Source organism: Lysobacter arenosi (genome assembly GCF_016613475.2).
GTDB lineage: Bacteria > Pseudomonadota > Gammaproteobacteria > Xanthomonadales > Xanthomonadaceae > Lysobacter_J > Lysobacter_J arenosi.
Genome location: NZ_CP071517.1, coordinates 476,648 through 496,279, shown reverse-complemented (window position 1 = coordinate 496,279; position 19,632 = coordinate 476,648). Strand labels below are relative to the sequence as shown.

At 68.2% G+C, this 19,632-nt stretch carries 15 protein-coding genes and 3 pseudogenes; 8 read left to right on the top strand and 10 right to left on the bottom strand.

Annotation, left to right across the window (positions count from 1 at the left end):
* Positions 1-255: 255 nt before the first annotated feature.
* The gene (locus HIV01_RS02485; protein ID WP_425600254.1) at positions 256-705 is read right to left on the bottom strand and encodes a hypothetical protein; all 450 of its coding nucleotides are present in this window, start codon (positions 703-705) and stop codon (positions 256-258) included.
* A gap of 189 nt (positions 706-894) precedes the next feature.
* Here HIV01_RS02485 and cysS point away from each other — a divergent pair, with 189 nt between their 5' ends.
* Genes cysS through HIV01_RS02470 form a run of 3 tightly spaced genes read left to right on the top strand, consistent with a single transcriptional unit; the run spans position 895 to position 4,089 of the window.
* Positions 895-2,268 (top strand): cysteine--tRNA ligase, encoded by a 1,374-nt coding sequence (gene cysS / locus HIV01_RS02480; protein WP_200604697.1) that lies wholly within the window; start codon positions 895-897, stop codon positions 2,266-2,268.
* 48 nt (positions 2,269-2,316) lie between these two features.
* Positions 2,317-2,769, top strand: coding sequence for a SufE family protein (locus HIV01_RS02475; protein ID WP_200604696.1), 453 nt, complete (start codon positions 2,317-2,319; stop codon positions 2,767-2,769).
* Between the two features lie 54 nt (positions 2,770-2,823).
* Positions 2,824-4,089, top strand: a complete 1,266-nt coding sequence (locus HIV01_RS02470) for an MFS transporter (protein ID WP_200604695.1) — start codon at positions 2,824-2,826, stop codon at positions 4,087-4,089.
* 69 nt (positions 4,090-4,158) lie between these two features.
* Here HIV01_RS02470 and dksA read toward each other — a convergent pair whose 3' ends face one another.
* Positions 4,159-5,304: an RNA polymerase-binding protein DksA gene (gene dksA / locus HIV01_RS02465; RefSeq protein WP_200604693.1), complete on the bottom strand. Its 1,146-nt coding sequence runs from the start codon at positions 5,302-5,304 to the stop codon at positions 4,159-4,161.
* A 306-nt stretch (positions 5,305-5,610) separates the two neighbouring features.
* Between dksA and yidD the strand changes: the two genes are divergently transcribed.
* From yidD to HIV01_RS02450, 3 genes are read left to right on the top strand one after another with little or no spacing between them, the layout of a single operon-like run.
* Positions 5,611-5,832, top strand: a complete 222-nt coding sequence (yidD, locus tag HIV01_RS02460; protein WP_207527161.1) for a membrane protein insertion efficiency factor YidD — start codon at positions 5,611-5,613, stop codon at positions 5,830-5,832.
* The gene (locus HIV01_RS02455) at positions 5,820-7,163 is read left to right on the top strand and encodes a dihydroorotase (protein WP_200604682.1); all 1,344 of its coding nucleotides are present in this window, start codon (positions 5,820-5,822) and stop codon (positions 7,161-7,163) included. Before yidD ends, HIV01_RS02455 begins: the two co-directional genes overlap by 13 nt.
* Before the next feature lie 44 nt (positions 7,164-7,207).
* A complete protein-coding gene (locus tag HIV01_RS02450) occupies positions 7,208-8,017 on the top strand; it encodes a M23 family metallopeptidase (RefSeq protein ID WP_486624454.1) in 810 nt (269 codons plus the stop codon).
* 10 nt (positions 8,018-8,027) lie between these two features.
* On the opposite strand, the gene HIV01_RS02445 is transcribed toward HIV01_RS02450, so the two are convergent.
* From HIV01_RS02445 to efp, 7 genes and pseudogenes are all read right to left on the bottom strand, one after another.
* Positions 8,028-9,659 (bottom strand): diguanylate cyclase, encoded by a 1,632-nt coding sequence (locus tag HIV01_RS02445; RefSeq protein ID WP_207527064.1) that lies wholly within the window; start codon positions 9,657-9,659, stop codon positions 8,028-8,030.
* Positions 9,660-9,865: 206 nt separating this feature from the next.
* Positions 9,866-10,798 carry a GTP cyclohydrolase FolE2 gene (folE2, locus tag HIV01_RS02440; protein WP_245156892.1) on the bottom strand — a complete coding sequence of 311 codons (933 nt, stop codon included), beginning with the start codon at positions 10,796-10,798 and terminating at the stop codon, positions 9,866-9,868.
* Positions 10,799-10,928: 130 nt separating this feature from the next.
* The gene (locus HIV01_RS02435) at positions 10,929-11,699 is read right to left on the bottom strand and encodes an isoprenoid biosynthesis enzyme family protein (protein WP_207527063.1); all 771 of its coding nucleotides are present in this window, start codon (positions 11,697-11,699) and stop codon (positions 10,929-10,931) included.
* Positions 11,681-12,361: a phosphoglycolate phosphatase gene (locus HIV01_RS02430; RefSeq protein ID WP_200604675.1), complete on the bottom strand. Its 681-nt coding sequence runs from the start codon at positions 12,359-12,361 to the stop codon at positions 11,681-11,683. Before HIV01_RS02430 ends, HIV01_RS02435 begins: the two co-directional genes overlap by 19 nt.
* A gap of 3 nt (positions 12,362-12,364) precedes the next feature.
* Positions 12,365-13,087 carry a bifunctional 2-polyprenyl-6-hydroxyphenol methylase/3-demethylubiquinol 3-O-methyltransferase UbiG gene (gene ubiG, locus HIV01_RS02425; protein ID WP_200604671.1) on the bottom strand — a complete coding sequence of 241 codons (723 nt, stop codon included), beginning with the start codon at positions 13,085-13,087 and terminating at the stop codon, positions 12,365-12,367.
* A gap of 20 nt (positions 13,088-13,107) precedes the next feature.
* Positions 13,108-14,452: pseudogene (locus tag HIV01_RS02420) on the bottom strand (TRZ/ATZ family hydrolase).
* A gap of 139 nt (positions 14,453-14,591) precedes the next feature.
* Positions 14,592-15,159 (bottom strand): annotated as a pseudogene (gene efp / locus HIV01_RS02415) (elongation factor P).
* Between the two features lie 123 nt (positions 15,160-15,282).
* Between efp and epmB the strand changes: the two are divergent.
* Positions 15,283-16,317, top strand: a pseudogene (gene epmB, locus HIV01_RS02410) (EF-P beta-lysylation protein EpmB).
* 228 nt (positions 16,318-16,545) lie between these two features.
* On the top strand, positions 16,546-18,621 hold the full coding sequence (locus HIV01_RS02405) for an EAL domain-containing response regulator (protein ID WP_207527062.1): 2,076 nt from the start codon (positions 16,546-16,548) through the stop codon (positions 18,619-18,621).
* Between the two features lie 71 nt (positions 18,622-18,692).
* Here HIV01_RS02405 and htpX read toward each other — a convergent pair whose 3' ends face one another.
* On the bottom strand, positions 18,693-19,601 hold the full coding sequence (htpX, locus tag HIV01_RS02400) for a protease HtpX (RefSeq protein WP_200604663.1): 909 nt from the start codon (positions 19,599-19,601) through the stop codon (positions 18,693-18,695).
* Positions 19,602-19,632: the final 31 nt, after the last annotated feature.

Sequence of the window (19,632 nt, the reverse complement as noted above, 5' to 3'; positions counted from 1 at the left end):
CCTGAAAGCAAAAAAGCCCAGCGCGTAGGCTGGGCTTTTCGTGTGTCACTTCGTCTGTTTCAAGACGCGCTAGTGACCGTTACCCAGCTGGATGGCAGGTATGCGGTCGGCGAGCGCGCGAGGTCATCCCCGCCGCCATGTAGGCGGAGGTCAGGACGTCGGCGTCGGCGTAGTGGGCGTTCATTGAGGCGCGCATGCTCGCATGCACCCGCGGCGGGTGCAAGCTTTGGGGCCGCAGCGTGACCGGATCGGCGCTCAGCGGTCGCCGGCGGGCGCCACGACCGGCGTCACCGACACCCGGATGCGCAGGCGGTTGCCGGGATCCTCGGCCAGGCGCGAGCGGAACTTGGCGCCCTTGTAGGTGTAGTCGACGTCGTAGGCGATCGGACGGCGGTACTCGCGCTCGACCGTCACCGGCTTGCACTTGTCCTGCTGTTCCTTCTCTTCGCGGGTCAGCGCGTCCTTGACCGCACCGACCACCCGCGACAGGCGCGAGTCGCTTTCGCACTTCTGCTCGACCGTGTTGGCCTTGAGCGTCTGGTAGACCGGTGTCACCCGCAGCACCTGGGCATAGTCGAAGCGCACGTTCTCGGCCTGGATGACCGTGTTCTGCGCCCTCGCCTCGATACCCGGCCAGGCAGCCAGCACCAGTCCGAGCAGGACAGACCAGGTCACGGCAGCAGGAAGCGGAACTGGACGGTCCATCACACTCGCGGAGTCATAATTGTTTAGAAATTGTAAGCGCAGACCGGGGGCGAGGTCTGAACCCTGCCTTTAGACTACCGGGCCAAGCCGCCAGGCGGACCCGCCCTGCGGTCGCAGTCCGGACGCCCGGGACGGCGCAGGCCGACTCGATCAGCCGCTAGAATGGCCGCAACTCCGGCGGTACCCCCCATGAGCCTGCACCTTTTCAACAGCCTGACGCGACGGGTCGAGCCGTTCGTGCCCCTCGACCCCGCCCGCCCGACCATGTACGTGTGCGGGCCCACGGTCTACAACTTCGTCCACATCGGCAACGCCCGCGGCCCGGTCGTCTTCGGCGTCCTGGCCGAATTGCTGCGCCGCCGGTTCGGCGCGCTGGCCTACGCCCGCAACATCACCGACGTCGACGACAAGATCAACAATGCCGCCCGCGAACAGGGCGTGCCGATCTCGGCGATCACCAGCCGCTTCGCCGCCGCCTACCGCGAGGACATGGCGGCGCTGGGCGTGAAGGCCCCCGACCTGGAGCCGGAAGCCACCGCCCACATCGGCCAGATCATCGCCATGATCGAGCGCCTGATCGAGGTCGGCCACGCCTACGCGGCCGAAGGCCACGCGCTGTTCTCGGTCGCCAGCTACCCCGACTACGGCAAGCTTTCGCGCCGCGACCCCGAGGAAATGCTCGCCGGCGCCCGCGTCGACGTCGCTCCTTACAAGCGCGACCCGGGCGACTTCGTCTTGTGGAAGCCGTCCACCGACGACCTCCCCGGCTGGGAGTCGCCCTGGGGCCGTGGTCGCCCGGGCTGGCACATCGAGTGCTCGGCGATGGCCGCCGCCCACCTGGGCGAGACCATCGACATCCACGCCGGCGGCGTCGACCTGCAGTTCCCGCACCACGAGAACGAGATCGCCCAGAGCGAGTGTGCGCACGGCGGCAGGGTCTTTGCCCGCCACTGGCTGCACAACGGCATGCTCAACTTCGGCGGCGCCAAGATGGCCAAGTCGGTGGGCAACATCCAGCGCGTGCACGACCTGGTCCGCGAGTACCCGCCTGAAGCCCTGCGCCTGGCGCTGCTCTCGGCCCACTACCGGCAGCCACTGGAGTGGTCGGACGCATTGATCGACCAGAGCGTGCGCACGCTCGACCGCCTGTACGGGACTTTGCGTGATCTGGCCGATTGCGCGGTGGCAACGCCGCTGGCGATCCCGGCCGGCATCGAATCGGCACTCGACGACGACCTCAACACGCCGCAGGTGCTGGCCGAGATCGCCCGCATCGCCGGCGATGCGCGCAAGGCCGAATCGGCAGACGAACGCGCGCGCCTCAAAGGCGAGCTGCTCGGCGCCGGTCTCGCCCTGGGTCTGCTGCAGCAGGATCCGGCGCAGTGGTTCTCGCGCGGTGCCGGCAACGAGGACGACGGCCGCATCCAGGCGTTGATCGACGAGCGCATCGCGGCCAAGAAGGCGCGCGATTTCGCCCGCGCCGACGCCATCCGCGACGAGCTTGCCGGTGAAGGGATCCTGCTCGAGGACACGGCACAGGGCGTGCGCTGGAAGCGGGCCTAACTCACGCAGCCCGTCATCCTGGCCAGCACAGGCGTAAAATTGCCCGTAATGAACGCCATTGCCGCCCCCGCCAGTCCTTTCCCGATGGAAGCCTCGCCCAGCGAGGCGCAGGAAGCGATCCGCGACGAGTTCGCCTTCTTCGGCGACTGGTCCGAGCGCTACCAGTACCTGATCGACCTCGGCCGCAAGCTGCCCGACCTGCCGGGCGAGTGGAAAACAGAAGCGCACCGCCTGCACGGTTGCCAGTCGATGGTGTGGATCGTCGCCGAGGGTGACGCCGACCGACTCGACTTCCATGCCATCAGCGACTCGGCCATCGTCTCGGGCCTGATCTACCTGGCCCTGCGTGTGTACTCCGGTCGCAGCGCCGCGCAGATCGCCGCCACCGATGCCGACTACATCGCCGAGATCGGACTCGCCAAGCACCTCTCGCCCACGCGCAGCAACGGCCTGACCGCGCTGCTCGGCTTTATCCGCGACCAGGCACGGTCGCGGCTGTGATCGCCCCTCGTCCCGAGCGCCGCGAGGGACCTGCTGGCACACGGTTGATGCGCGATGTCTGCTGACGCCGACGCCCTGCCCGCCGCCGGCGTCTCGGAACTGCTGCGCAACCGCGGCTTCACTGGCCTGCTTACCTATCGCCTTCTGGCGATGCTGTCCTACCAGATCGTCGCAGTGACGGTCGGCTGGCACGTCTACGAACTCACCCGTGATGCCTTTGCCCTCGGCCTGATCGGCCTGGCCGAGGTGATTCCGTATTTCTGCTTCGCCCTGTTCGCCGGCTACGCGGTCGACCACCTGCCACGGCGCAAGCTCGGCATGGCCGCCTGCCTGGGATTGCTGGTCACGACGTTGACGCTGGCAGCCGTCGCCGCCGGCGTTCTGCCGGCCGGCATCTCCGGTTTCGGCACGCTCACGATCTACCTGGCCATCGCCGTCAACGGCGTGGTTCGCGCGTTCCTGGCACCGGTCTACATGTCGCTGTTCGCGCGCGTGCTCAAGCGCGACCAGTTCGCGCGCGGCGCTGGTGTCAGCAGCGTGGTGATGCAGGCGGGCCTGGTGATGGGCCCGGCCATGGGCGGCCTGCTGGTGGCCTGGGGCGGCAAGACCTCCGCCTACCTGGTCGCCGCCGGTTTCGCGCTCGCCGCGGCGATCGCGGTGATTGCCGTGCGCGTGACCGAGCCACCGAAGCCGGCAGAGCGTGCGCCGGTGTTCAAGAGCATCGGCGAGGGCCTGCGCTTCGTCTTCAAGACCCAGGTCGTGCTCGGCGCGCAGGCGCTGGACATGTTCTCGGTGCTGTTTGGCGGCGCGGTGGCGCTGCTGCCGGCGTTCATCAACGAGATCCTCCACTACGGGCCCGAGGCGCTGGGCCTGCTGCGTGCCTCGCCCGCGGTGGGTGCGGTGCTGGTGGGCATCTATCTGGCGCGCCGGCCGTTGCAGCGCCATGCCGGTCGAATCCTGCTGGTTGCGGTGGCTGGCTTTGGCTTGTGCATCATCGGTTTCGCACTGTCGCGCCACCTGTGGCTGTCGGCGCTGATGCTGATGCTGTCGGGCATGTGCGACGGCGTGTCGGTGGTGGTGCGTTCGACCATCCTGCAGTTGGCGACGCCCGATCACATGCGCGGGCGGGTCTCGTCGATCAACGGCATCTTCATCGGCTCGTCGAACGAGCTGGGTGCGTTCGAGTCCGGCGTGGCCGCGCGCCTGCTTGGACTGGTGCCATCGGTGATCTTCGGCGGCTGCATGACGCTGGCAGTGGTTGGCGCCACGGCAAAACTGGCGCCGAAGCTGCGTCGCCTGGATCTGCGCGACCTGCACTGAGCCGGCCTGGTCGACGCAAAAAAAAGCCCGGCCGAAGCCGGGCTTTTTCGTCAGGTCGATGAGCCAGGCTCAGTCGCCCATCTGCTTCTGCATGTGTTCCCAGCGCTCCTGCGCATCGATCGTGCGCTCGGCGGTGAGGCGCGCCTCGAGACGCTCCAGGCCGATTTCCTCGCCGGTGTCGACGCAGTAACCGTAGTCGCCCGAATCGACACGCTTGAGCGTGCTGTCGATTTTGCTGATCAGCTTTCGGTAACGATCGCGGGTGCGCAGCTCCAGCGAGTTCTCGGTCTCGCGCGTCGCGCGCTCGGCTTCATCGCCGACATCGCGGACTTCGTCCTTGAGGTTCTCGATGGTCTGCTTGGATTCCTCGACCAGATCCGTGCGCCAACGCAGCAGGCGCTGACGGAAATACTCGAGCTGGAGCGGATTCATGTACTCCTCGTCGGTCGCCGGGCGATAGCCCGCCGGGACGATGGGGCGTCCGCTGGATTCATCGGTGGTGTACGGCACGACCTTGACCTTGCCTCTCGGCGCAGGGGCCTGCGGCTTGGCGACGACGGCGACGGCAACCTTGCCGGTCGGACGTGGAGCGGTTTTGGTCGCTGGGATACTGGCGGCCGCCGCTTTCGCAGGCGCCTTGTTGGATGCGGATTGCGTCACTGGATTCTTGGCAACTTGAGGCTTGCTTACGGCCGGTTCCACCGATGCTGACTTGGTGGCCGGACGCGGTGCGGGTTTCTTGACGACGACGGGCTTGCTCTCCGGCTTGGCGGCGGGCTTGACCTCGTTACGGGGGAGGGCCTTGCTCGGCGCGGGCTTGGCCGGAACGGCCTGCTTCGCGGGAGCTTGCTTTGCTACTGCCGGCTTGACGGCTACCGGCTTGGCGGCCGGCTTCACGGGCGCCGCCTTTTTGGCGACCGGCTTCTTGGCCGGTACCGCCTTCTTGGCGACGGGTTTCTTGGCGACGGCCGCCTTCTTGACCGGCGCCTTCTTGGCGACCGCGGCCTTCTTGGCGACCACCGGCTTTTTAGCGACCGGCTTGGCCGGAGCCGCCTTCTTGGCGACCGGCTTCTTGCTGGCGACCTTCTTGGCGGCCGGCTTCTTGGCGACCGCCTTCTTCGCTGCGGGTTTACTGGACACGGCCTTCTTCGCGGCCGGCTTTACGGTCTTCTTGACGGCCTTGGCGGCCTTCTTCGCGGTTTTTTTCACTGCCACGAGCGACTTGTCCTTCTGTTCCCCTGAGGACCTCCGAACCGGGGTTCGAAGGCTGAATTAAGGCCAGCGTGCATAGGCCACAGCATGCCCGACTTTGCATCACGGCGTACAAGTGCCGGAATGCCGGTGCGGAGCCATACATCGTGCCGGTTCCACACGGTTCAAGCGAGCCGGTCTGGATCGTCCGAACCTGAAGCCTTGTGACGGGAAAGCGCGCTGTTATACCCTGCCCCGGCACCTGCGGCAACCGCACATTCAAGTGCTTGACCGCATTAAGGAATCGTGATCGACCGCCTCCTCATTGCCATGCTCCGCGGCTACAAGCGCTGGATCAGTCCACTGCTTGGGCCGCGCTGTCGTTTTCATCCCACCTGCTCGGAATACGCCATGCAGGCGGTCGCCCGTTTTGGCGCCCTCAAGGGCAGCTGGCTGGCCGTCCGGCGGATCCTGCGCTGCCATCCCCTGCACCCCGGCGGGCACGATCCGGTGCCAGAGCCCCTTCATGGAAAGCACACATGTCGACACTGATCGTCAACGCCCGCCTGGTCAACGAAGGTCGCGAGTTCGACGGCGACCTGCGCATCGAAGCAGGCCGCATCGCCCAGATCGGTAGCGGCCTGTCCGCCCGCGACGGCGAAACGGTGGTCGACGCCGGCGGCCGCCGCCTGCTGCCTGGCATGATCGATGACCAGGTGCACTTCCGCGAACCGGGCATGGAGTACAAGGCCGACATCGCGACCGAGTCGGCCGCGGCCGTGGCCGGTGGCCTGACCACCTTCATGGACATGCCCAACACCAACCCGCCCACGCTCGATGCGGCGGCGCTGGAGAACAAGTACCAGCGTGCCACCGGCCGCGCCTGGGGCAACTTCGGCTTCTACATGGGCGCGAGCAACGACAACCTTGCCGCGATCCAGTCGCTCGACCCGCGCACCGCGCCGGGCATCAAGGTGTTCATGGGTGCATCCACCGGCAACATGCTGGTCGACAACCCGGACATCCTCGACGGCATTTTCCGCGACGCGCCGACGCCGATCATCACGCACTGCGAAGACACGCCGATGATCGACGCCGAAATGGCCCGCTACAAGGCCAAGTACGGCGACGACATCCCGGCCGCCTGCCACCCCGACATCCGCTCGCGCGAAGCGTGCATCAAGTCGACCCGGCTGGCGCTGTCGCTGGCGAAAAAGCACGACTCGCGCCTGCACGTGCTGCACATCAGCACCGCCGACGAACTGGCGCTTTTCGAGCGCGGCCCGCTGCTGCGCGGCGACGGCACCCGCAAGCGGATCACCGCCGAGACCTGCATCCATTTCACCCGCTTCGACCGCGCCGACTACGAGCGTCTTGGCAACCTGATCAAGTGCAATCCGGCGATCAAGGATGCCAGCGACCGCGAGGCGCTGATCCAGGCGCTGGCCGACGACGTCATCGACGTGCTCGCCACCGACCACGCGCCGCACACGCTGGAGGAGAAGGCGCGTCCCTACGCCTCCGCGCCGAGCGGCCTGCCGCTGGTCCAGTACGCGCTCAATGCCGCGCTGGAGCTGGTCCACGAAGGCCGCCTGAGCACCGCCCAGGTCGTGCAGAAGTTTGCCCACGCGCCGGCGCAGCTGTTCGACGTCCAGGGCCGCGGCTTCCTGCGCGAAGGCTACGCCGCCGACCTGGTGCTGATCGACGACACGCCGTTCACCGTGCAGCGCGAGGACGTGCTGTCCAAGTGCGGCTGGTCGCCGTTCGAGGGCACCACGTTCCGTTCGCGCATCGCCTCGACCTGGGTCAACGGCGAGCTGGTCTGGGATGGCCGACGCCTGGTCGGCACACCGCAGGGCCAGCGCCTGGCCTTCGATCGATGAGATTGCGCCTCGCGGCGGTGATGGCGCTCCTTGTGCTGTCGGGTATGGCAACGGCACAACAGGCGCAGAGCCAGCGGTTCCATGCCTCGTTCCTTCCCACCAGCGTGCCGCAGGGTTCGCTGGTGATCGGCCTGGCCGCGCCCGACGCCATCGTCGAGTACGACGGCCGGCGGCTGCGGGTTTCCGCCGATGGCACCTTCGCGTTCGGGGTCGGCCGCGACGCCAAAGGCCCGCTGTCGGTGAAGATCACCGACGGCAATGGCGACACGGTGGTCAACACCATCGCCGTTTCCGCACGCGACTGGCCGGTGGAGAACATCAACGGCGTGCCGCCCAAGACGGTCGATCCGCCGCCGGAGATCGCCGCGCGCATCGAGCGCGAACAGGCGCAGGTCACCGCCGCGCGCGTGCGCGACGACGATCGCGACGATTACGCGCAGACCTTCATCTGGCCGTTGCAGGGCCGCATCAGCGGTCGCTTCGGCAACCAGCGCGTCTACAACGGCACGCCCAAGTCACCGCACTCGGGCATGGACATCGCCGCGCCGACGGGCACGCCGATCAAGGCACCGGCCGCGGGCGTGGTGACGTTCGCCGCGCCGGACCTGTACCTCACCGGCGGCACGTTGCTGATCGACCACGGTCACGGCGTCAGTTCGAACTTCCTGCATCTGTCGCGCATCGACGTGAAGGTCGGCGATCGCGTCAAGCAGGGTCAGGTGATCGGCAAGGTCGGTGCCACCGGTCGCGCCACCGGGCCGCATCTTCACTGGGGCATGAACTGGTTCGACGTGCGCATGGATCCGCTGCTGGTGCTCGAGCACGGCAACAGCTCGACCGCCGCAGCGAAGTAACGCTGCGGCTTCAGACCGTCGCAGCGGTCGCGCGCAACCGCGAGGCGGTGTAACCGGTGACGCGATCACGTCCGGTCTCCTTGCTCGCGTAAAGCGCCGCGTCGGCTCGCTCAAGCAGCTTCTCCACGCTCTCGCCATGATGCAGTTCGGCGACGCCGAGGCTGAGCGTGGCCGGGAACAGGCGACCGTCGATCGACAGTGGCCGGCAATTGACCGACACGCGAAGGTTCTCGGCCACGCCAAGCGCCTCGCGCAGCTGCGTATCGGGCAGCACCACCAGGATTTCGTCGCCGCCGAAGCGGCCGACCATGTCGTAGGTGCGCAGGCGGTTGCGCGTGCGCAGCGAGATGATGCGCAAGGTCTGGTCGCCGATGCGGTGACCGTGCTCGTCGTTGATCTTCTTGAAATGGTCGACGTCGAAGAACACCACCGACAGCGGGCGGCGGCCGCGCTGCGCCGACTCGACCAGTGCCTCGAGCCGCTCCTCGATCGCCGAGCGCGTCAGCGCGCCGGTCAGCACGTCGTACGTGGCCAGGCGGCTGGCATGGTCGCGGTCGCGACGCAGCTGGTGCATGTGGTCGGTCAGGCCGATGGTCAGCACCAGTCCGCCCAGCGCAAAGCCAATTGGCAGCGCGTATTCCAGCCACTCCGGATTGCGCCAGCCGCCGAGCAGCTCGCCCATGCGCAGGATCACCAGCACCACCATCGGCGACCACGACAGCAGCATGAAATAGGCCTCGCGCTGGCGCTGGAAGCTGCCGACGACGCTGGCCACGAACATGATCGCCGCTGATACCAATAGCACCAGGTTGCCGGTCAGCGCGATTGCGCTGGCTGCGCTGGCGACGGTCGCCAGCATCAGCAACAGCAGCACGCCATTGCAGCCATGCAGGACCTTCATGAGTCGCGGCTGCCGTGCCGGCAGGCCCAGGTAGAAGGCCAGGAAGCTGTTGCTCGCCAGCACCGTCAGCATGCCGAACATGCGTCCCACGCGCGGGTCATAGCCGATCAGGTCGGCCAGCCACGGCAGCATGCGGAGTTCGCCGCCGATGGAGGCCTGGTACAGCGCCTGGGCGAGCATCGCCATGAACAGATAGACATAACTGCGCTCGCCGATGCCGATCCAGAAGCCGAAAGCGAGCATCGCCAGCACCAGCAACGTGCCCAGCACCAGCGTGCGCAGGGCGACATGGCGCAGGTCGTGGCGGTGCACCTCCTCCAGCGATTCGACTGCCACCGGCATCGGTGACGGGCTGAGCATGTGCACGCGCAGGTAGATCTGCTCGCCGGTGGCCAGACCCTGCGGCAGGGGCACCACGAGCGCCCGCGTCGAGAAGGAGCGGTCGGCGACGTCGCCGATCAGGCCGCGGCGTACCGGCATCGCTTCGCCGGGCCGCCAGACCTCGACCTGGTTGAGGTGCGGGAAGCGCAGGACCAGATTCGGCGCATCGGCTGGCGCCACCGCCTCGCGGGCGGTCAGCCGCCACCAGCGCGGTTGCGACGAGGTCTCGAATACCGACTGGCCTTCGACCTGGGCGAACTCGCCGTCAAGCTCGCCGGCCAGCACCTGCACCGGGAGCGGATCGCCGTCGAGGCGGGCCACGTCGAAAAGCTGCGCCGACACCGAAGTCGCCACCAGCATTCCAAACGCGGCAACTGCTGCCTGCCACCACCGACGCGCGGGTTTCCCCATGATCCGGACCGGCCCCCTGGTTACGCGTCGAGCATATCGCAAGTGAGACGGCGGTCGCGAAACCGCCCGGCGGAGCGGGCGCGCCTACTGTCGAATAAAGGGATGCCCGGGGCCGCGCGGGCAAGGGCCGCGAACGGCCCCTTCACGGCCGGAGTTCAGGCCTGGGCGCCCTGCCCGCTAACGCGGGCCACGGCGTCGTGCGCGTGCAGGCTCTCGAAGTGGGCCACTTCGGCATCGAAGCGCTCGATGCGCGGATCGGCCGACAAGGCGGCGGCGACCCGGCGGGCGGCGTCCTCGCAGAACATCAGGTTTTCGGCGTTGAGGCGGGCAAAGGCCTGCTCGTCTTCACGCTTGACCGCGGTCTGCACCGGGGTGCCGAGGGCCTGTTCCAGGGCATCGATCAGCGCCGCCAGCGGCAGTTCGTCGAAGGCCGGGCGCAGTTCCACGCGAACGTCGGCGCGGCTGCGCTGCGCATGCGGGGTCGCGGCCAGGCCACGCTCCGATGCCAGCCACTCGCCGACCACCGCGTTCGACAACGGTCGCGCACCGGCGAAATCCTCGGCGAAGCGTTCGGCATTGAGCTGGCGCGACAGTGCCGCCGAGGCCGGGCACGTGCTGGAGTACTCGACCGCGAAGCGCAGCGCCAGGTGGAGGTGGCCTTCACGCAGGCTGGCGTCGATCTCGACCGGGTAGCGCTTCCAGCCGGCGTTGTCGCTGGCCAGCGCCTGGCGCAACAGCAGCTGGTCGTAGCGCACGACCAGGCGCGCGGCGCTGGAGATGCCGCCCTGGTTGTCGATCAGCGTCTGCAGTACGCGGCGCAGGCCGGCCGGAGTCACCGTCTCGCTGGCGAAGGCGTTCTGCAGCTGCAGGTACATGCGCGACATGTGGATGCCGCGGGCGTTGGCGTCCTTGAGGTCGACGGACACGTCGACCGATGCGGCGACCGTGATGGTCTCGCCGTCGGCCGATGCCACGCGCAGCGGCAAGGCGATGTTGGACATGCCGACCCAGTCGAGCGTTCGCGCCGCGGCAGCGGCGTCGAAGGCGACATCGGGGAGACGGCGCGGGTTTTGCGAGGTCGTGGTCACGGCACAGGGTATGGGGGTTGGCGCGGGGGAGCGCAAGCCGGGCCATTGTAGCGGGCGGCCGTGACCGCCCTGCGGCGTGGCCTGCAACAGTCAGTTTCGACGCCGCCGCTGGGATGGGGCGCCGCCGGCCTCAGCTGCGGGCGCCGCGCCAGGCACCCAGGAGGGCGCTCCACGGCGGCAGCGGCAATGCCGCGTCGCCCCGGCGCAGGCGCTGGCGGGCAAGGGCCGACCACACCCGGCGCGGCCGCGTGGCGGTTCCAGCCGGGGGCCAGCCCTGAAGCAGTTCGGCCGCCCACGCACTGGCCACCGGCTGGCTGCCGGCACGGGCCAGCGTCGTCAGCGGTGCGGCGGCCTCGCCAACGTGCGCGAGGCGTGAATACAACAGGCCCGCGGAGATGATCGGTTCGGCCTGCTCATTCGCGCCCCGTTCCGCGCCGTCAAACAGCGCCGACTCGATGACGGCGACGGCGTGCGCGAACGGTTTCAGCGAAGAATAGGCGTCGTCGCGATCGCGCGGGCGCTCGCGACTTTCGCGCAGATACGGCAGTGCGGTGGCCAGCGTCAGCCACGGCGCCGGCAATTTCTGCAGGGCGATGCCGAGCGGATGGCGCCGCGCGCCCAAGGTCCAGCCGCGCAGTTCTTCGGCCCACCACGCCAGTTTGGCCTCGCCAGGGCGCGGATCGCTGCCGCCCCAGGCCGCGTCGGTCAGTTCCTGCAGCAGCGTTGCCCAGGCCAGCGCAAGCTCGCGCTGTTCCTGCGGTACGAACACCTGCACCACGGCCCACTCGGGCCAGCGCGCGCGGAACTTGTCGAGGAAACTGTCGAGTGCGTCGCCACTTCCGCCGTCGCCAGCGCCGTTGCCTGGCATGGGCACCGGCTCGCTCATCGCGGCACCGGCCATGTCGCCGCGTCGATCAGCTCGCCCGCGGTTTCGATCATGACATCGCCCTGCCATGCCGCCGGATCATCGCCGTCGAGGCGATAGCCCCAAAGCGCGACCACCGACGGCATGCCGGCGGCGCGTGCCGCCTGGATGTCGCGCTCGTCGTCGCCGACATAGATGCACTGCGACGGTTCGATGCCGATGCGCCCGGCGGCGACGGTCAGCGGCAATGGGTCGGGCTTGCGCCTTGCCAGCGTGTCGCCACCGATCAGCACCGCGCAACGCTGCTCCCAGCCCAGCACGGGCATCAGCTGGCGAGCCAGGTATTCGGGTTTGTTGGTGACGATGCCCCAGGTGCTGCCGGCCGCTTCCAGCGCTTCCAGCATCGCCTCGACACCGTCGAACAGTCGGCCGTGGCGACCGAGTTCGCGCTCGTAGTGGCCGAGGAACTCCGGGATCCAGCTTTCGCGCTGCGCATCGTCGACCTGCGGGAATGCCGCCGCGACCATCGCCCGCGCGCCCTTCGACACGTGCGGGCGCAGCTCGTCGAGGGGCATCGGCGACTGGCCGCGCGCGGCGCGCATGGCGTCGATGGCCGCGACCATGTCCGGCGCGCTGTCGAGCAGGGTGCCGTCGAGATCGAACAGGACGGCGCGGGGAAACACAGGTGATGCCGGCATGGGTCAGGCGTCCGGCTTGCGCGCGCAGGCAAGGTAGTTGACGTCGGTGCGCCCGATCACGCGTGCGCTGTTGCGCCAGGGCTCGTACATCAGGCCGCTGACATCTTCCAGCTGCATGCCGGCCGCGCGCAGCCACGCGCCCAGCTCCGACGGCTTGATGAAGTCGCGGTACTGGTGGGTGCCGCGCGGCAGCACGCGGGCGACGTACTCGGCGCCGACGATGGCCAGGGCGAAGGCCGCCGGCGTGCGGTTGAGCGTGGACAGGAACAGGCGTCCACCCGGACGCAGCAACGTCGTGCAGGCGCTGATGATCGAACCCGGATCAGGCACGTGCTCGAGCATCTCCATGCAGGTGATCGCATCGAACTGGCCCGGCATTTCCTCGGCCAGCGATTCCACCGACTGCAGCCGGTAGTCGACCTTCACGCCGGTCTCCAGACCGTGCAGGCGCGCCACCTTGACCAGTTCCGGGGCGAGGTCGAGCGCGGTGACCTGCGCGCCCTCGCCCGCCATCGCCTCGCTGAGCAGGCCGGCGCCGCAGCCGACGTCGAGCACGCGAGCGCTCTGCAACGTGGTGCGCTGGGCGACGTAGCCCAGGCGGGCCGGATTGAGCGCGTGCAGCGCCTTCTGCGGACCTTGCGGGTCCCACCAGCGCTGGGCGAGCGCGCCGAACTTGTCGAGCTCGGCCTGGCTGAAGTTGCTGTCGTTGGGAGCGGGCGTATTCATGCGATGTCTCTATCCGATCTTCACGACAGTCTGATCGCCGCGATCCGCGTGCGCCACTGCTTGGCATTGGCGACCAGCGCCCGCTCGTCGATGTCGACCAGCACGCGCCCGCGCAATTTCGCCTGCCCGGCGATCCAGACATCGCTCACCTGCTGGCGGCCGGTCGCATAGATCAGCTGCGAGATCACGTGGTGCAGCGGCTGGGTTTCGATCTGGTCCAGGTCGATGCAGACCAGGTCGGCCTGCTTGCCGACCTCGATCGAACCGACCTTTGTCTCGTAACCCAGCGCGCGTGCGCTGCCCAGCGTCGCCGCGTGCAGCGCACTGGCCGCATCGAGCGCCGAGGCGTCGGAGGCGACCGCCTTGGCCAGCAGCGCGGCGGTACGCGTCTCGCCGAACATGTCCAGGTCGTTGTTGCTGGCGCAGCCGTCGGTGCCGATGGCGATGTTGACGCCGGCCTTCTGCAGCTTGCCGACCGGACAGAACCCGGAGGCCAGCTTGAGGTTGGATTCCGGGCAGTGGGCGACGCTGACACCGCGCTGTGCGCACAGTTCGATCTCGGCGTCGGTGAGCTGGGTCATGTGCACCGCGATCAGGCGATCGTTGACCAGGCCCAGGCGATCGAGTCGCGCCAGCGGACGCTGACCGTGCTTCTCGTGCGACTCGGCAACCTCGTGCGCGGTCTCGTGCGTATGCAGGTGCACCGGCACGTCGAGCTGGTCGGACAGCATGCGGATGCGTTCGAAGTTCGCGTCCGACACGGTGTACGGCGCGTGCGGCGCGAAGGTGGTGCTGACCAGCGCGTCGTCGCGCCACTGGTCGTGTACTTCGCCGGCGCGGTCGAAATATTCGTCGGAGGACTTCGCCCACGCGGTCGGGAAGTCGATCACCGGCAATCCGACGCGGGCGCGGAAACCGTGGCGCTTGTAGACCGCGGCCTGCACGTCGGGGAAGAAGTAGTTTTCGTTGGCGCAGGTGGTGCCGCCGCGGAGCATTTCGGCGATCGCCAGTGCGATGCCGTCGGCAACGAACTCCGGCCCGATCACCGCGCCCTCGACCGGCCAGATGTGGCCTTGCAGCCATTCCATCAGCGGCAGGTCGTCGGCGATGCCGCGCAGCAGCGTCATCGGGTTGTGGGTGTGGGCGTTGATCAGGCCCGGGATCAATGCAGCGTCCGGCCGCGACACGGTCTCGGCGGCGATGAAGCGCGTGCGCGCTTCACGGGTCGGCAACAGCGCGACGATGGCACCGTCGCGGACGGCGACCGCATGGTCCTCCAGGGACCACCCCGTGCGGCTCGACGGGGACCACCCATCCGGCTTCGATCAACAGGTCGCAGGCTTCGGGTCGGGTGTCGGGATGCATGGGGGTCCTTTTGTCCTTCATCCCGCGAGTGCGGGATGAGGGTCAACGGCACGCCCGCTGCGCGGGCGCCTGGATCCCGGCTTTCGCCGGGATGACGCATTGGCAAAGCCGCCCGCGCTGGCGCGGGCGGGCCATTGCGTCACTTCACTCGGCTGACGTACTCGCCCGAGCGGGTGTCGACCTTGATGATCTCGTCCTGGGCCGACGAACAGCGGCACGCGGACCACGGCGCCGGTTTCCAGCGTCGCCGGCTTGCCGCCGCCGCCCGAGGTGTCGCCACGCACGCCCGGATCGGTCTCGACGATCTTCAGCTCGACGAAGTTCGGCGGCTGCACCGCGATCGGGGTGCCGTTCCACAGCGTCACGACGCAGTCTTCCTCGCCCTTGAGGTACTTCTCGGCGCCGCCCATGCCGGCCTTGTCGGCTTGGACCTGCTCGAACGACTCCTGGTTCATGAAGTGCCAGTACTCGCCGTCGGAGTACAGGTACTGCATGTCGGTGTCGACGACGTCGGCCTGCTCGACGTTGTCGGTCGCCTTCATGGTCATTTCGACCACGCGGCCCGACTTGATGCTGCGGTACTTCACGCGGGTGAAGGCCTGGCCCTTGCCCGGCTTGACGTACTCGGTGTCGGTGATGATGCACGGGTCGTTGTTGACCAGGATCTTCTGGCCGTTCTTGACGTCGTTCATGCCCAAGGTGGCCATGGGTGCAACTCCTGCTAGATGAATAAGTGTCTTGGCGCCGGCCCGTCGCAATCGCGGCGGAGGCTAGAATGGCGGGTTGTTGCGCCCGGCCGGAGGCCACGGCGCAAGGAAAACCGGTCCGACATGATACCCGCAGCCCCCATCCCATTGCAGCCTGCCGCCCTTCCGCACACGCCCGTCGCACAACGCTGGCAACAGCTTTGGCGCGAGGCCGTGCGTGATCCGCGCGAGCTGCTGGCGATGCTGGGCCTGGAGGACGCCGGGCTGGGCATCTCCGACGAGGCCGCCGCCCAGTTTCCGCTGCGGGTCCCGCGCGGGTTCATCGCCCGCATGCGCCACGGCGATCCGAACGATCCGCTGCTTCGCCAGGTCCTGCCGCTGGACGCGGAAATGCAGCCGATGCCGGGATTCAGCCTGGACGCGGTCGGCGACGCCGCGGCCAAGGCCGGGCACGGGGTCATCCGCAAATACCGCGGCCGCGCCCTGCTGGTCACCACCGGCAGCTGCGCGATCCACTGCCGCTACTGCTTCCGCCGCCATTTCCCCTATGCCGAGGAAACCGCGGCGGCGGCCGGCTGGCGCGAGGCGGTCGCGCTGATCGCGGCCGACAGCGGCATCGACGAGGTCATCCTCTCCGGCGGCGATCCCTCTGGTCGCTGGCCACGCCGAAGCTGGCCGAGTTGACCGACGCCCTCGCCGGCATCCCCCACCTCAAGCGGCTGCGCGTGCATACCCGCCTGCCGGTGGTGCTGCCCGAACGGGTCGACGAACCGCTGCTGGCCTGGCTGCGCGCCCTGCCCTGGCCGGTCACGGTGGTGCTGCATGCCAACCACGCCAATGAATTCGATACCCAGGTCGACGAAGCCCTGGCGCGACTGCGCGGCGTCGGTGCGACCCTGCTCAACCAGGCGGTCCTGCTGGGGGGCGTGAACGACTCCGTCGCTGCCCTGGGCCGAGCTGAGCGAACGCGGCCTCGCCGCCGGTGTCCTGCCCTACTACCTGCACCAGCTCGACCGCGTCGAGGGCTCGGCCCACTTCGAGGTCAGCGACGAGACCGCGCTGCGCCTGCACCGCGAGCTGGCGGCACGCGTGTCGGGCTATCTGGTGCCACGCCTTGTGCGCGAAGTCGCCGGCGACCCGGGCAAGCGTCCCCTGTAACGTGCCGGTCGCGCACCGGCCGCAAGCTTCCGGTCCTGCCCGGCGCCGATGCGCCAGTGACGTCAACGGATCGAGTCCTCGGACGTTGCTGCGTGCTCCGTTATGCCCCGGACTTGCCCCGACCGATGACCCCGCCAGCAAAACCCCGTTGCCAATCCCGATTCCGCCTCGACCGCGTGGACTCATCTCCCGGTTCGTGTCATAAAACCGGCTTGGGGAGGTGACGCAATGCAATTTGGCAAAGATACGGCGCTGCGCCTGCTGATCGTCGACGACAGTGTCGAGGCAGCCGAGGCCATCGTCAGCGGGCTGCGCAACAGCGGAATCGCGGTGCGCCCGTCACGACCGGAAAACGAGGCCGAACTGGCCGGCATGATCGCCCAGCACCCGCTGCCGGACATCGTGCTGGCCGCCCGCGAAGCGCGCGCCGTGCCCATCACCAAGGTGATGCAGGCAGTCGACGCCAGCGGCAAGGACCTGCCCGTGTTGATGCTGATCGACAGCATCGACGACACGCGCCTGCTCGAGATGTTCACCCTCGGCGCCCGCGGCGTGATCCTGCGCGGCCACGCCGACCACGTCCAGAGCCGGGTCCGTCGCGAATGGGCCGACCTGGAGGCGCGCCGTGCGTTGCGCCGGCTGGAGGCCCAGGTCCGCGAGACCGAACGCCGCTGCGATGCGCTGATCGACTCCTCGCGCGAGCCGATCGCCTACATCCACGAAGGCATGCACATCCGCGCCAACCCGGCGTACCTGGAAATCTTCGGCTTCGAGACCTTCGAGGACATCGAAGGCATGTCGCTGCTGGACCTGATCGCGCCGTCGCGGGTCGACGGGTTCAAGCAGCTGCTCAAGCAGATCGGCAAGGGCGATGCCCCGCCCCGGCACGAGACCGAGGCGCGTGCCCTCGACGGCAGCAATTTCCCGGCGGTGATGGAGTTCACCGAGGCCAGCTACGAGGGCGAAGCCTGCCTGCAGGTGATCCTGCGCCGGCAGGAAATCGACCCCGAGCTTGCCCGCGAGGTCGAGGCACTGCGCCAGCGCGACCAGGTCACCGGCCTGCTCAATCGCGCCACGTTCCTGCGTTCGCTCGAGGACGCCGTCGCCGACGCCGCGCAGAACGCCACGCACCACGGCCTGCTGCTGATCGAGCCGGACCACTTCAACCGCCTGCTCCAGGACATCGGCCTTGACGCGGCCGACTCGCTGATCGCGGCAATGGCCGAGCGCCTGCGCGCGGCCCTGGGACCGGACGACATCGCCGCACGCTTCGGCGAGCACCAGTTCGCCGTGCTCACCAACAACAGCGACCACAAGCGCAGCATGGGCCTGGCTGAAAGCCTGCGCACCGCGTTCGCCGACCACGTGCTGGAGACGGCCGACCGTTCGCTTAGCACCACCGTCAGCATCGGTGGCGTGCTCATCGGCGAGAAGATCGCCAGCGTCACCGCCGTGCTCGGCAAGGCCAGCCAGTGCGTGCAGTCGGCCAGCGGCGTCGGCGGCAACCGCACCGACCTGTTCGACCCGGGCGCAGCCGACCGCGCCGAGGAAGAGCGCGTGGAGGCGTGGGTCACGCGCATCCGCGATGCACTCGACGCCGACCGTTTCGTCATGGACTACCAGCCGCTGATCGGCCTGCATGGCGAGCCGATCGAGATGTACGAGGCGTACTTGCGCCTGCGCGGCGAGCACGGCGAGCTGGTTCCGCCGCTGACCTTCCTGCAGATCGCCGAGGAACACGGGCTGCTGTGGGAGATCGACCGCTGGGTCGTCGGCAAGGCGATCGCGGTGATCGGCGAGCGGATGCGCGCCGGCAAGCAGACCACGATGCTGGTCAAGATCACCCAGGCGTCGCTGCAGGACAACACCTTGCAGCAGTTCATCCAGGAACAGCTGGCCCGTCACGGCGCCGATGGCAAGTTGCTGGTGCTGCAGCTGCCGGAGTCGAAGGTGTTCACGCACTTGCGCGCGGCACAGGAGTTCCAGGCCACGGTCGCCCAACATGGCGTGCGGGTCGGCCTGGAGCAGTTCGGCGTGGGCCTCAACTCGTTCCAGCTGTTGACCCACTTCGACGCGGCGCTGCTGAAGATCGACCGCAGCTACATGGAAGACCTGACCGGCAATCCCGACCACCAGCAGCGCGTACGCGAGATCGCCGACAAGGCGCGCGAGCTGGGCAAGATCACCATCGCCGAGTTCGTCCAGGACGCGGGCAGCATGAGCATCCTGTTCGGCGCGGGCATCGACTACGCCGAGGGCAACTTCCTGGCGCCGCCGGGGCCGGTGATGGATTACGAGTTCTAGCAGCCCGTTCCACGGACAAGAAAAAGCCCGCCATACGGCGGGCTTTTTTGTTGCAGCTCAGTGAGCCTGGATCAGCTCACCACGGTCCCGCGCACCTGCTCGAGCGGGGCGTTGCGCAGCGTCTGGATGCGCTCTTCCAGCGGCGGGTGGCTCATCAGCAACCGGCGCAGGCCATGGCCGACGGCACCGCTGATGCCGAACGCCTGGACCGTCTTGGGCAGCGTGCTTTCGCCGTAGGTCTGGGACAGGCGCTGCAGCGCGGCGATCATCTTGTCGCGGCCGGCCAGGCGGGCGCCGCCGGCGTCGGCGCGGAACTCGCGGTGACGCGAGAACCACATCGCGATCATGCTGGCGAACAGGCCGAAGATCATGTCGAGGATGAACACGATCACGAAGTAGCCGATGCCCACACCGCCCTCGCGGTTGCCGCTGATGAAGCTGTCGATGACGCGGCCGACCACGCGCGACAGCACGATCACGAACGTGTTGAGCACGCCCTGGATCAGCGCCATGGTCACCATGTCGCCGTTGGCGACGTGACTGACTTCATGTCCCAGCACGGCCTCCGCCTCGTCGCGGTTCATCGCGCGAAGCAGACCGGTGGAAACCGCGACCAGCGAGTTGTTGCGGCTCGGACCGGTGGCGAAGGCGTTGATTTCCGGGCCGTCGTAGATGGCCACTTCCGGCATCTTGATGCCGGCGGCTTCGGCCTGGCGGCGAACCGTGTTGACCAGCCACTGCTCGGACTCGTTGCGCGGCTGGTCGATCACATGGGCGCCGGTGGAGCGCTTGGCCATCCACTTGGACGTCATCAGCGAGATAAACGATCCGCCGAAGCCGAACACGGTGGCCATCACCAGCAGGCCGCCGGTGTTGCCGAGGGTGACGCCGAAGTAGTTCTGCAACACCGCCATGACGATGCTGAGCAGGGCCAGGACCGCCAGGTTGGTGGCGAGGAACAGGGCGATGCGTTTGAACATGACAGGAACCTTTCGCGCACCATGCGCGTTA